The organism is Saccharopolyspora sp. 7B (assembly GCF_020177435.1).
Lineage (GTDB): Bacteria > Actinomycetota > Actinomycetes > Mycobacteriales > Pseudonocardiaceae > Saccharopolyspora_C > Saccharopolyspora_C gregorii.
The window spans coordinates 1-12,101 of record NZ_JAIUKC010000141.1; the positions used below are offsets into that span (position 1 = coordinate 1).

General features: G+C 72.5%; 11 protein-coding genes. 4 read left to right on the forward strand and 7 right to left on the reverse strand.

Features of this window, described 5'->3' with window-relative positions; translation table 11 throughout:
• Positions 1 to 129: 129 nt before the first annotated feature.
• On the reverse strand, positions 130 to 1,929 hold the full coding sequence (gene arc, locus LCD33_RS21465) for a proteasome ATPase (RefSeq protein ID WP_224960102.1): 1,800 nt from the start codon (positions 1,927 to 1,929) through the stop codon (positions 130 to 132).
• Between the two features lie 569 nt (positions 1,930 to 2,498).
• On the opposite strand from arc, the gene LCD33_RS21470 reads away from it, so the two are divergent.
• Positions 2,499 to 3,257 (forward strand): hypothetical protein, encoded by a 759-nt coding sequence (locus LCD33_RS21470; protein ID WP_224968682.1) that lies wholly within the window; start codon positions 2,499 to 2,501, stop codon positions 3,255 to 3,257.
• A 196-nt stretch (positions 3,258 to 3,453) separates the two neighbouring features.
• Here LCD33_RS21470 and LCD33_RS21475 read toward each other — a convergent pair whose 3' ends face one another.
• Complete coding sequence (locus tag LCD33_RS21475; protein ID WP_224978204.1) at positions 3,454 to 4,284, reverse strand: tRNA (adenine-N1)-methyltransferase; 831 nt, start codon at positions 4,282 to 4,284, stop codon at positions 3,454 to 3,456.
• A gap of 135 nt (positions 4,285 to 4,419) precedes the next feature.
• On the reverse strand, positions 4,420 to 5,562 hold the full coding sequence (locus LCD33_RS21480) for a site-2 protease family protein (RefSeq protein WP_224960099.1): 1,143 nt from the start codon (positions 5,560 to 5,562) through the stop codon (positions 4,420 to 4,422).
• 88 nt (positions 5,563 to 5,650) lie between these two features.
• Between LCD33_RS21480 and LCD33_RS21485 the strand changes: the two genes are divergently transcribed.
• Both LCD33_RS21485 and LCD33_RS21490 read left to right on the forward strand, forming a co-directional pair.
• Positions 5,651 to 6,577, forward strand: coding sequence for a RecB family exonuclease (locus LCD33_RS21485; RefSeq protein WP_224960098.1), 927 nt, complete (start codon positions 5,651 to 5,653; stop codon positions 6,575 to 6,577).
• Between the two features lie 41 nt (positions 6,578 to 6,618).
• Positions 6,619 to 7,395: a thioesterase family protein gene (locus LCD33_RS21490; RefSeq protein WP_224978205.1), complete on the forward strand. Its 777-nt coding sequence runs from the start codon at positions 6,619 to 6,621 to the stop codon at positions 7,393 to 7,395.
• A gap of 382 nt (positions 7,396 to 7,777) precedes the next feature.
• On the opposite strand, the gene LCD33_RS21495 is transcribed toward LCD33_RS21490, so the two are convergent.
• From LCD33_RS21495 to LCD33_RS21505, 3 genes are all read right to left on the reverse strand, one after another.
• Positions 7,778 to 8,626, reverse strand: coding sequence for a VOC family protein (locus LCD33_RS21495; RefSeq protein WP_224978206.1), 849 nt, complete (start codon positions 8,624 to 8,626; stop codon positions 7,778 to 7,780).
• A 156-nt stretch (positions 8,627 to 8,782) separates the two neighbouring features.
• Positions 8,783 to 9,046: a phosphoribosyl-ATP diphosphatase gene (locus LCD33_RS21500; protein WP_224960093.1), complete on the reverse strand. Its 264-nt coding sequence runs from the start codon at positions 9,044 to 9,046 to the stop codon at positions 8,783 to 8,785.
• A 55-nt stretch (positions 9,047 to 9,101) separates the two neighbouring features.
• Complete coding sequence (locus LCD33_RS21505; protein WP_224960091.1) at positions 9,102 to 9,782, reverse strand: HAD family phosphatase; 681 nt, start codon at positions 9,780 to 9,782, stop codon at positions 9,102 to 9,104.
• Positions 9,783 to 10,044: 262 nt separating this feature from the next.
• Between LCD33_RS21505 and LCD33_RS21510 the strand changes: the two genes are divergently transcribed.
• Positions 10,045 to 10,884 carry a PAC2 family protein gene (locus LCD33_RS21510; protein WP_224960103.1) on the forward strand — a complete coding sequence of 280 codons (840 nt, stop codon included), beginning with the start codon at positions 10,045 to 10,047 and terminating at the stop codon, positions 10,882 to 10,884.
• A 73-nt stretch (positions 10,885 to 10,957) separates the two neighbouring features.
• On the opposite strand, the gene mshC is transcribed toward LCD33_RS21510, so the two are convergent.
• Positions 10,958 to 12,101, reverse strand: a 1,144-nt coding sequence (gene mshC, locus LCD33_RS21515; protein WP_224978207.1) for a cysteine--1-D-myo-inosityl 2-amino-2-deoxy-alpha-D-glucopyranoside ligase, incomplete at its 5' end; no start/stop codon positions are given.

A 12,101-nucleotide genomic window follows, 5' to 3' on the forward strand; every position in this document is an offset into this window, starting at 1 on the left:
TCTTTCCCACCCCCCGCGGGGGGGGGGGGCGCCGCCCCCGCCCCCCCCGCCGCGGGGGCGTCACCCCGCCCTCAACATCGCGCCGCCGCCCCCGGGGGGGGGGGGGGGGCCCCCGCTTCCCGTGCTAGCTCACAGGTACTGGCCGGTGTTGGTGGCCGTGTCGATCGCCCGGCCGGATTCCTGGTTCTTGCCGCTGACCAGGGTCCGGATGTAGACGATCCGCTCGCCCTTCTTGCCCGAGATCCGCGCCCAGTCGTCCGGGTTGGTCGTGTTGGGCAGGTCCTCGTTCTCGGCGAACTCGTCGATGATCGCGTCCTGCAGGTGCTGCACCCGCAGGCCCGGTTGCCCGGTGTCGAGCACCGACTTGATCGCGGCCTTCTTGGACCGGTCCACGATGTTCTGGATCATCGCGCCGGAGTTGAAGTCCTTGAAGTACAGGACTTCCTTGTCCCCGTTGGCGTAGGTGACCTCCAGGAACCGGTTCTCGTCGGTCTCGGCGTACATCCGCTCGACGGTCGTCTGGATCATCGCGTCGATGCAGGCGGCCTTGTCCCCGCCGAACTCGCGCAGGTCCTCCTCGTGGACCGGCAGCGCGTCGGTGAGGTACTTGGAGAAGATGTCCTTGGCCGACTCGGCGTCCGGCCGCTCGATCTTGATCTTCACGTCGAGCCTGCCGGGTCGCAGGATCGCCGGGTCGATCATGTCCTCGCGGTTGGAGGCGCCGATGACGATGACGTTCTCCAGGCCCTCGACGCCGTCGATCTCCGAGAGCAGCTGCGGCACGATCGTGGTCTCCACGTCGGAGGACACGCCGCTGCCGCGGGTGCGGAAGATCGAATCCATCTCGTCGAAGAACACGATGACCGGAGTGCCCTCGGAGGCCTTCTCCCTGGCGCGCTGGAAGATGAGCCGGATGTGCCGTTCGGTCTCGCCCACGAACTTGTTCAGCAGCTCGGGACCCTTGATGTTCAGGAAGTAGGACTTCGCCTGCCCGTCGTCGTCCCCGCGCGCCGCGGCGACCTTCTTGGCCAGCGAGTTCGCCACCGCCTTCGCGATGAGCGTCTTCCCGCAGCCGGGCGGGCCGTAGAGCAGCACGCCCTTCGGCGGTTGCAGCTGGTACTGCACGTAGAGGTCGGAGTGCAGGAACGGCAGCTCCACGGCGTCCCGGATCTGCTCGATCTGGCTGCCCAGACCGCCGATGTCCAGGTACCCCACGTCCGGGACCTCTTCGAGCACGAGGTCCTCGACCTCGGCCTTCGGCACCGTGTCGTAGGCGTAGCCCGCCTTGCTGTCGACGAGCACGGAGTCACCGGACTTGAGCCCGGCCTCCACCAGCGGATCGGTCAACCACACGACGCGCTCCTCGTCGGTGTGGCCGAGCACCAGCGCGCGGTGGGTGCCCGCGGTGTCGGTGAGGCTCGGGGGCAGGATCTCCCGGAAGGTGCACACCTCGCCGATCTGCTCGAAGGCGCCCGCTTCCACGACGGTCAGCGCCTCGTTGAGCCGGACGGACTGCCCGAGCCCGAGCTCGTCGAGCTCGACGTTGGGCGAGACGGCGACCCGCATCTTGCGGCCGGAGGTGAACACGTCGACCGTGCCGTCCTCGTAGCGGCACAGGAACGTCCCGTATCCGCTGGGGGGCTGGGCGAGGCGGTCGACCTCCTCGCGCAGGGCCGTGAGCTGGCCGCGCGCTTCCTTCAGGGTCTCGGTGAGTTTGGCGTTCCGTTCGGTGAGCTGGCTCACCCGCTCGGATGCCTCGGCCAGCCGCTTCTCCAGCAACCGGGCCTGTTGGGGGGACTCGTTGAGCTTTCGGCGCAGCAACGCCACTTCGTCTTGGAGCAGACGAATCTGGCTGTTGAGCTCGGCTTGCCCGCCGGGCTGCTGCTCGCCGCCCTCCTCAGGCCGGCTGCCGGGACGGTCGTGCTGCATATCGGCACCCTCCTCCCGTGCTCGTACCACCACGGTACCGGCGATCACCGACGACGGCGGCGTCGTGATTGCCCGCCGGATCCGCCAGCGTGCCACAAAAATCGGCGAATACCCATGATTCGAACGCCCCCGGCGGCCCCGCCCGGGCGTGGTGGGAGTGGACGGTGAACACGGTGCGTTCACGATCATGGTCCATTCGGTGGCACCGGCCGGTTTCGGTCGTGGCCGTGACCGGGGGCACGACCACGGGTTTTCCGCTCCGCCACCGCGTTCGGTGCCGAACGTCGGCATCCGGGTGTCGGTGAGCTGACAACCGGGTGTCGTTGCGGACGGGCGTGTCCGACTTCTCCCATCATTTGGAACAACCCGCGGTTCCCGCGGTCGAAACGTGCTCCGGCCAGATCCTCATGTCGGGCATCTCACCCGGTGAGGGACACCCCGGACCGCAACACGGGAAAGGTCTACTCCTGACATGCGCCGGATAACGCTCTGGTCTACTTACGCGCGCCGAGAAGACGGCGACCGCACTTCCGTGCGGCCTGGCACAGACCTTGGGGGAGGAACATCCCATGACCTATCCGCCGCAACAGCCCGGACCGGGCGGGAACCAGGCGGACGGCGCGGCGACCCAGGGCACGCAACCTCCGCAGCAGCAACCCGCGTTCTACGCGAACCAGCACGCGGGCTGGCCGCAGGGCCCCATCACCGGAGTCCCCGCGCAACCGGGCCAGCAGCCCTTCCCCGCCGCTCCCGGGCCGGACCCGTTCGGCCAGCCGCAGCCGCAGTTCGGCCAAGCCCGGCTCGACCCGCAGTTCGGGCAGTTCCAGGACCAGTTCGGCTCGATCCCGCCCGCCCCGAACTGGGGCGGCGAGTTCGGCGCGGGCTCCTGGACCCAGCAGCCCGCCGAGCCCGAGGACGACGGGTCCGAGCGGGGCCGGTCCCCGCTGGTGTGGATCCTCGGCGGGGTCGGCGTGCTCGTCGTCGCCGGGGCCGCCGTCGGCGCGTTCTTCCTGTTCGGCGGCAGCGGTGGCCCCGGTGAGCCGCGGCCGGCCGCGCAGGAGCTCGTCGACAAGGTCAACGCGGGCGACTTCGCGTCGCTGGGACCGCAGCTGTGCGAGGCCAACCGCGCCGAGCTCGACCAGCAGTTCCAGCAGCTCTCCAGCGGGCGGTTCCAGGTGGAGCTGGGGCAGGTGACCGCGCAGGGCGACCGGGCGCGGGCGGAGCTCAGCGGCGACTACACGCTCGGCGGCGCCACGATGCCGGTCGACCAGACCATCGTGCTCACCGTCGAGGGCGACGCCTGGAAGATCTGCAAGCTCGGGCAGTGAGGCGGCCCGGGGGGGGGCGCCGGGGGGGGGGGGGGGCCCCCCCCCCCCGCCCGACTCGGGGGGCGGCGCCCGGGGCCGGCGGGGGCGCGCCGCCGGCGGGCGCCCCCGGGCGGGGGGGGGGCCCCCCCCCCCCCCCCGGGGGCGGGGGGGGGGGGGGGCGCGGCGGGGGGCCCCCCCCCCCCCCCCCCCGCCCCGGTCAGCCCTTGCTGGGACGCCGCTGCGGGCGCGGCGGCGCCACGCCGTCCGCGAGCCGCCGCGTGACCAGCAGGAACGCGGTGTGCGCGACCATCCGGTGCTCCGGCCGCACCGCCAGACCCACCACGTGCCACGGCCGGATCAACGTCTCCCACGCCTGCGGCTCGGTCCAGCACTGCTGCTCGCGGATGGCCTCGGTGACCTTGGACAGCTGCGTCGTGGTCGCCACGTAGACCACCAGCACGCCGCCCGGAACCAGGTTCTGGAACACGGTGTCCAGCACGTCCCACGGCGAGAGCATGTCCAGCACGACCCGGTCGACCTGGCCCTCGTCGTAGTCGGCGAGGTCGGCGACGCGCAGGGTCCAGTTCTCCGGGACCTCGCCGAAGAACTTCCGCACGTTGCGCTCGGCGTGCTCGGCGTGGTCCTCCCGCACCTCGTAGGACACGACGCTGCCCTGCTCGCCGACCGCGCGCAGCAGCGAGCAGCTCAGCGCGCCGGAACCGGCCCCCGCCTCCAGGACCCGCGCGCCGGGGCGGATGTCACCCCACATCAGGATCTGCGCGGCGTCCTTCGGGTAGATGACCTGCGCACCGCGCGGCATCGACAGCACGTAGTCGGCCAGCAGCGGCCGCACCGCCAGGAACGACGTGCCGCCCGCCGAGGTGACCACCGAGCCCTCGGGGCTGCCGATGAGGTCGTCGTGCGCCAGCGCGCCCCGGTGGGTGTGGTACTCGCCGCCGGTCTCCAGGACGACGGTGTAGTGCCTGCCCTTCGGATCGGTCAGCTGGACCCGGTCGCCGGGCTGGAACTCACCGCTGACGGTGCTCACGTGCTTCGTGCCTCCATGTGCGCGTTCGGCAAGGGGCCGCCGGGCGCGGGACGTCACGGGAGTGAGCGGTGGGGCCGCGGCCGGCGGGTACGGCGGACCATCGTCGCAGAGGGCCCGGGCGGTTCCCGCCGGTGCTCACCGTTCGCGGGCGCGGGAGCGGAGCGCGCTGCGCAGGTCCTCCCGGCGCAGCACCCCGCAGGGCCTGCCTTCGGTGTCGATGACGAGGAACTGCCAGGCCAGTACGGTACGCACCCGTTCGAGCACGGCCTCGCCCGGCTCTCCCTCCAGCAGGATGGTGTCCGGGCCGACGGGTTCGGCGGCGTGCTCGGCGGGGTCGCGGGGCGCGCGGGTCGCGAGCCGTTCGGCGGCGGACTGGTCGAGCAGCCCGACCGCGACGCCGTCGGCCCGCACCAGCACCACGCCGCGCCCGGCGGCGGCGACCAGCGCGTCGCCGACGGGGCTCTCGGCGGGCAGTTGCAGCACCGGGCGCATCAGCTCGGCCAGCGAGAACCGCACCGGGCGGCTCCTGCGCTGCTCGGCGGCGTGCTCGGCGGTGGCGCCCGCGATGACGAACCACACCATGAACACGCAGGCCAGCAGCCGCAGCCACTGGTCGTCCACGTCCTGCAGCAACCCGAGCAGCGCCCACACCAGCAGTCCGGCGGCGACGAACCCCGCGCCGACGACGCCCGCGGTGGTGCCCGGCTGCCTGCGCCCGGTGACCGCCCACAGCGCGGAGCGCAGCATCCGCCCGCCGTCCAGCGGCAGCCCGGGCAGCAGGTTGAACGCGGCCACCGCGAGGTTGGCCACGCAGGTCTGCGCGATGAGCAGCCAGACCGCGCCGCCGGGCTCCACCGCGTACCAGCCGAGTCCCGTGACGGCCGCGAGCACCACCGACACGGCCGGCCCGGCGGCGGCCACCAGGCCTTCCTGCGCGGGGGTCGCGGGCGCGCGGCTGATCTCGGAGATGCCGCCGAGCAGGAACAGCCGCACCCGGCGCACCGGCAGACCCAGCCGCATCGCCGCCACGCAGTGCCCGAGCTCGTGCAGCAGCACCGAGGCCGCCAGCAGCACGGTGAACCCGGCGGCGAGGAACGCGCTGGTCCACACGCTCGCGGCGGGCAGGATGCGGCCGACCAGCGGGGTGTAGAGCAGCACGATGAACGCGGCCCCCACCCACCAGGACGGCGACAGCAGCACCGGCACCCCGACCACCCGGCACAGCAGCAGGCCGTTGTCCGGTGGAGCGGCTCGGCCGCGGGCCGTGTTGGCGGGCATGGTCCACAGGGTAGAGCGGGCGGCGTGAGGAGCAGGTGATCCGCCACGGGTGCGCGATCCCGTCGGACCCCTGTTCTAGGGTGCGGGCATGGTGGAACCGGCCCGGACCAGCGACAGCACGCGATCGGAGCTCGCCGGGGCGGGCGGGTCGGACGGGGCGAGCCTGCCCTCCGGCCGGCGCAGGCCCGCGCTGTCGCCGTCCCGCGCGGGTGACTTCAAGCAGTGCCCGCTGCTGTACCGCTTCCGCGCGGTGGACCGGCTGCCGGAGACGCCGACGCGGGCGCAGGTGCGCGGCACGGTGGTGCATTCGGTGCTGGAGCGGATGTTCGCGCTGCCCGCCGAGCAGCGCGACGCCGAGCACGCCCGCGACCTGCTGGAACCGGCCTGGCAGGACCTGCTGGCGGGGCAGCCGGAGCTGGCGGAGCTGTTCGACGGGCCGGAGGATCCGCAGCTGCGCACCTGGCTGGGTTCGGCGACGCGCCTGCTGGACTCGTACTTCGAGCTGGAGGACCCGCGCCGCCTGGAACCGGAGGCCTGCGAGCTGCGGGTGGAGACCGAGCTGGATTCGGGGCTGCTGCTGCGCGGGTTCATCGACCGGGTGGACGTGGCCCCGACCGGGGAGATCCGGCTGGTCGACTACAAGACCGGCGCGGCACCTCGCCAGATCGGCGAGGCGAAGGCCATGTTCCAGATGAAGTTCTACGCGCTGGTGCTGTGGCGCACCCGCGGCGAGGTGCCGAAGCAGCTGCTGCTGATGTACCTGTCGGACGGGCAGTCGCTGGCCTACGCGCCGGACGAGGCGGAGCTGCGCCGCTTCGAGCGGACGCTGGAGGCGATCTGGCAAGCCATCCTGCGCGCCGGGAAGACCGGCGACTTCCGCCCGAACCCGAGCAAGCTGTGCGATTACTGCGACCACAAGTCCCGCTGCCCGGAGTTCGGCGGCACTCCCCCGCCCTACCCGGGTTGGCCGGAACCGGATCCGGGGCAGGAATCCGTGCTGGACCGCACGGACTGATCGTTTTCCGCCGCGGGCGGACGGCTGCCGAGGAGGACGCAGTGGACGAGCGGGCCGTGTTCTACGAGCGGCTGGGCGGAGGAGGTTTCCGCGCCACCGGGCACACCGCGGGCCCGTGGTCGGACGCGGCCCAGCACTTCGGGCCGGTGTCGGCGCTGCTGGTGCGCGAGCTGGAGCGCTGCGAGCCCGCGCCGGGCACGGCGATCCGCCGGGTGACCGTGGACGTGCTGGGCCCGGTGCCGGTGGCCGAGCTGGCGGTGCGCGCCGAGGTGCTGCGCCCGGGCCGGTCGGTGCAGCTGCTGTCGGCGGAGCTGTCCGCGGGCGGGCGGGTGTGCGCGACGGCCCGCGCGTGGCGGATGGTCCGCGGCGACAGCACGCCGGTCGCGGGCGGGCCCCGCGAGACGCTGGACGATCCGCTGTCCTGGCCGGAGGCGTCGGACATCGACGGCTGGGACCGCGGTTACGCGGCGGCGATGGAGTGGCGCGTCGGCCCCGGCGCGGAGCTCGGCCGCGCCCGGGTGTGGGCGCGGCAGCGGATCCCGCTGCTGGCCGACGAGGAGCCGAGCCCGTTGCAGCGGTTGTTCGCGGTGGTGGACTCGTCCAGCGGCGTGTCCCGCCGGGCGCGGATGTCGGAGTGGTCGTTCGCGAACACCGACCTGACGGTGCACCTGCACCGGGAGCCCTCCGGCGAGTGGGTCGGCCTGGACGCGGAGACGACCCTCGGCCCGGACGGCGGCGGCCTCGCCACCAGCACCGTCCACGACCGCACCGGCCCGATCGGCCGCTCCGCCCAAACCCTCCTGGTCACCCCCCGCTGACCAGAAGAGTCCCCGTGTCCTGTCAGCGGCGAACCCGCTGAGCGGCGACCACCAGAGCAACGGAACCACCCGCGGGTTCTCACCGCCCTCCTCGCGAGGACAGCTTTTTCGCCTGTGGCGGAGCCACGTGCGAAAACGATCCCGCAGCGAGGAGGGCGCTGACTTGTCTTTGAACTCGCCCGGCGGGTCGTGTCCCTGTCCTGTCAGCGGCGAAGCCGCTGAGCCAACGACCACCTGAGCAACAGGACCACCCGCGGGTTCTCAGCCGTTTCCTCGCGAGGACAGCTTTTTCGCATGTGGCGGAGCCACCTGTGAAAAAGATCCCGCAGCGAGGAAGCGGCTGAGGTTCCGCCACCCGACCCCGACGCAGGCCGATGACCCGTCAATCATCGTAAGGATCGAAGTTGGCCGCGCTGTCGAACCAGTCGGTGGCCTGGGTGTCGTCCACGACCGCGAACCGGGCCCCGGTGGGGTCCCGCAGCACGGCGACGCGGCCGATGCTGGAGCCGTAGGGGTCGACGCGGACCCGCCCGCCGAGCCCGATGGCCCGGTGCACGAGCCCGTCGATGCCTTCGTCGGCGTCGGCCCCGAGGTAGAGCAGCCAGTGCGGCCGGGTGTCGGAGGTGATGTAGTCGCGGATCATGCTGACCCGCGCGAGCACGGATTCCCCGGCGAGGTACCAGACGGCGTAGTTGGAGCGGTTCTCGGCGCCGAACTGCTCGGCTTCGTAGCCGAAGAGCCGCTGGAAGAAGCCGTCGGCGGCGGCGGCCTTGATGGTGACGAGCTCGGCCCACATGAGGGTGCCGGGCAGGCCGACGTCGAACTGCCAGGAGTCGTCGGGGGACAGCAGCCCGAACTCGGCGTCGGAGGGCCCCACGAGCACGGTCTTGCGGCCGATGCCGGGCACGTCGGCGGGTGGCACGACGATCCGGGCGCCTTCGCCGAGCGCTTGCTCGGCGGTGGTGTCGACGTCCTGCGCCGCGAGGAACAGCCGCCACTCGGAGTGTTCCCCGGCGGAGCGGCGGATGCTGGCGACGGGGAACCCGTCGCGGTAGGCGACGACGTGCTCCCCTGCCGCGTCGTCCTGGTGCGTCTCGTACCGCCAGCCGAACAGTTCGGCGTAGAACTCGCGGGCCTGCTCCACGTCGGTGGTGACCAGTTCGATCCAGCACGGCATCCCGGCCACGATCTCCCACTGGGGCGCCGCCTCCCCGGGCTGCACTACGGCCATGTTCCTCACCCCCACCTCATCGCTTCAAGATCACTACCCATTATGACCGAGTGATCGACGATCGAGGTCGCGCCGAGGCGGATTCCTCCATCGGAGCGGCGGCGCGGAACAGTGCAAAGAGGACGAACAGGACGATTCGCCCGGAGTGTTCCGCTGTCAGAGGTACCGGTAGACGTCCTCGGGCGACAGCCCGCGGGCGAGCATGATCACTTGGAGCCGGTAGAGCAGCTGCGAGATCTCCTCGGCCAGCGCCTCGTCGGACTCGTGCTCGGCGGCGAGCCACACCTCGCCCGCCTCCTCGATGACCTTCTTGCCCTGCGCGTGCACTCCGGCGTCGAGCGCGGCGACGGTCGCCGACCCCTCCGGCCGGGTGCGGGCGCGTTCCTGGAGCTCGTTGAACAGCTCGTCGAAGGTCTTCACGACGTTCGATCCTCGCATCCTGGGCGGCGGGCCCCGACAGCGGTCCCGCCGCCGCTCAGGCGACCGCGTCCGGCAGCAGCGCGCTCAGCGCGGGCACGTCGAAGGACTCCAGCGAACTCAGCAGCACCCGCCGCTCCCCCGGCTCCAGCGGCACCTCGCAGGGCACGGCGACCACGGTGCACCCGGCGGCCACGGCTGCCGACACCCCGGTCGGCGAGTCCTCCACCGCCACGCAGCGCCGCGGGTCCACGTCCAGCAGCCGGGCCGCCCGCAGGTACGGCTCCGGATCGGGCTTGTTGCGGCCGTCGACCTCGTCGCCGCAGACGGTGACGTCGAAGGAGTCCCGGCCCAGCGTGTCCAGCGCGATCTCCGCCAGCGAGCGGATCGTGGAGGTGACCAGCGCGCACGGGACGCCCAGCGCGCGCACCTGCGCCAAGGCCTCCCGGGCCCCGGGCCGCCACGGCAACCCCTGGCGGAACAGCTCCGCGCTGCGCCGCTCCACCCAGTCGGCGGCGTCCGCGACGTTCGCCGGATCGGCGGGCAGGCCCAGATCGGCCAGCAGCATCCGCATGCTGGTGGACATGTTCGAGCCCACCATCGCTTCGCGGGTGGCGACGCCGAGCTCGCCGCCGCGGTGCACGGCGTAATCGCTCAGCGAGATCGACCACAGCTTCTCGGAATCGACCAAGGTGCCGTCCATGTCGAACAGGACGGCGGCGGGGCGGGCGTCAGCCATCGCGCCCTGATCTCAACAAGCTCATCAGTGCCACGCCGCCAGTACAGCAGGGCGGCGGGGGCCGCTCCCAGCGAACGTGGCCGATCCCTCCCCGCCGGTTCGGATCGTCTCCGGGATGTCGGGCGCTCACGTCGGCGATAGGTCGTAGGCTGACGCGGTGAACGATCGCGAACCACGCTCCGCAGACCAGGTGGACCGGACCGAGGGGAATTCGACCGAAGGCACATCGACCGAAGGCAAACCCGCTGGGCCGACCGCCCCGATCGCCGTGATCGGGTTCGAGGGTTGGAACGATGCGGGCGATGCCGCAAGCTCCGCGATCGAGCACCTCGAACTCACCTGGGACGCCTCCCCGCTGGCCGAGATCGACCCGGATCCGTACTACGACTTCCAGGTCTCGCGCCCCACGGTGAAGCTGGTGGACGGCGTGACCCGGAAGGTGAGCTGGCCGACGACGCGGCTGTCGGTGTGCCGGCCGCCGGGCGCCGAGCACGACGTGGTGCTCGTGCACGGGATAGAGCCCAACATGCGCTGGAACGCGTTCTGCGCGGAACTGCTGGAGCACCTCGACAACGCGGGGGTGCGCACCGTGGTGTCGCTGGGCGCGCTGCTCGCCGACGCGCCGCACACCCGCCCGGTGCCGGTGACCGGCACGGCCTACGACGCGGATTCGGCGACCCGCTACGGGTTGGAGCGCTCCACCTACGAGGGCCCGACGGGCATCGTGGGGATCTTCCAGGACTCGTGCGTGCAGTCGGGCATCCCGGCGATCTCGTTCTGGGCGGCGGTCCCGCACTACGTGTCGCAACCGCCGTCGCCGAAGGCGACGCTGGCGCTGCTGCACCGGGTGGAGGACGCGCTGGACCTGGAGGTCCCGCTGGGGAACCTCCCGGACCAGGCCGAGGAGTGGGAAACCACGGTCAGCGAGATGGCCGAGGAGGACGAGGACGTCCGCAACTACGTGCGCGCCCTGGAGGAACGCGGCGACGCCGAGGTGAAGCTCACCGAGACCAGCGGCGACGCGATCGCCGCCGAGTTCGAGCGCTACCTGCGCAGGCGTGGGCCGGGCGGCAAGGGGCCGCTGGGCCCCGGTCCCGGCTGATGCCGCGCCCCGATCGCACGAGAACGCCCTCCGAGCCCGGCTCGGAGGGCGTTCCGCTGTTCGGATCAGCCGGTCAGAGCTGCACGCCGAGGAGCGCGTCGACCGCGGCGCGGACCTCACCGGGCGCGGCCGCGTCGGTGCCGCCGCCCGCGAGCGCTTCGTCGGCCCACGCGTCGACCGCGCGCAGCGCGCCCTCGGTGTCCAGGTCGTCGGCGAGCCGGTCCCGCAGCCCGGCGATCGCCGTGGCGGCGGCCGGTGCCGCGGCCAGCGCCGCCGCCTCCCGCCAGCGCGCCAGCCGGGCGGTGCCCGCGGTGAGCGCGTCCGCCGTCCAGGAGCGGTCCGTGCGGTAGTGCGCGTCCAGCAGCGCCAGCCGCACCGCCATCGGGTCCACCCGGTCGCCGCGCAGCCGGGAGACGAACACCAGGTTGCCCTTCGACTTGGACATCTTCTCGCCGTCGAGGCCGACCATGCCCGCGTGGCAGTAGTGCCGCGCGAACGGGGATTCGCCGGTCAGCGCCTCGGCGTGCGCGGCGCTGTACTCGTGGTGCGGGAACGCGAGGTCGGAGCCGCCGCCCTGCACGTCGAAGGTCATCCGCAGCCGGTTCAGCGCGATCACCGAGCACTCCAGGTGCCAGCCGGGCCTGCCGGGCCCGAGCTCGGACTCCCAGGACGGCTCGCCGGGCCGGGCGGCCCGCCACAGCAGCGCGTCCAGCGGGTGCTCCTTGCCTGCGCGGTCCGGGTCGCCGCCGCGCTCGGCGAAGAACTCGAGCATGTCCTCCGGGCCGTAGTTCGACTCGTAGCCGAACCGGCCGGTCGCGTCGTGCCGGTAGTAGACGTCCGGGTACTCGTCGTCGACCCGGTAGGCGGCGCCGGAGGACAGCAGCTTGCCGACCGCTTCCACGATCTCCGGCATGGCCTCGACCGCGCCGATGAAGTCCTGCGGCGGCAGCACCCGCAGCGCGGCCATGTCCTCCCGGAACAGCGCCGTTTCGCGCATGCCGAGCACGACCCAGTCCTCACCGTCGCGGTCGGCCCGCTCCAGCAGCGGATCGTCGATGTCGGTGACGTTCTGCACGTAGTGCACTTCGTGGCCGTTGTCGAGCCACACGCGGTGGACCAGGTCGAACGCCAGGTAGGTGGCGGCGTGACCGAGGTGGGTGGCGTCGTACGGGGTGATGCCGCAGACGTACATCCGCGCGACGGGGCCGGGCTGGGTG

What these genes read in the sequence shown, in the direction of transcription:
- LCD33_RS21470 (WP_224968682.1), top strand. Translation starts at nt 2,499, where the DNA reads ATGACCTATCCGCCGCAACAGCCCGGACCGGGCGGGAACCAGGCGGAC.
- LCD33_RS21485 (WP_224960098.1), top strand. Translation starts at nt 5,651, where the DNA reads ATGGTGGAACCGGCCCGGACCAGCGACAGCACGCGATCGGAGCTCGCC.
- LCD33_RS21495 (WP_224978206.1), bottom strand. Translation starts at nt 8,626, where the DNA reads ATGGCCGTAGTGCAGCCCGGGGAGGCGGCGCCCCAGTGGGAGATCGTG.
- LCD33_RS21480 (WP_224960099.1), bottom strand. Translation starts at nt 5,562, where the DNA reads ATGCCCGCCAACACGGCCCGCGGCCGAGCCGCTCCACCGGACAACGGC.
- arc (WP_224960102.1), bottom strand. Translation starts at nt 1,929, where the DNA reads ATGCAGCACGACCGTCCCGGCAGCCGGCCTGAGGAGGGCGGCGAGCAG.
- LCD33_RS21505 (WP_224960091.1), bottom strand. Translation starts at nt 9,782, where the DNA reads ATGGCTGACGCCCGCCCCGCCGCCGTCCTGTTCGACATGGACGGCACC.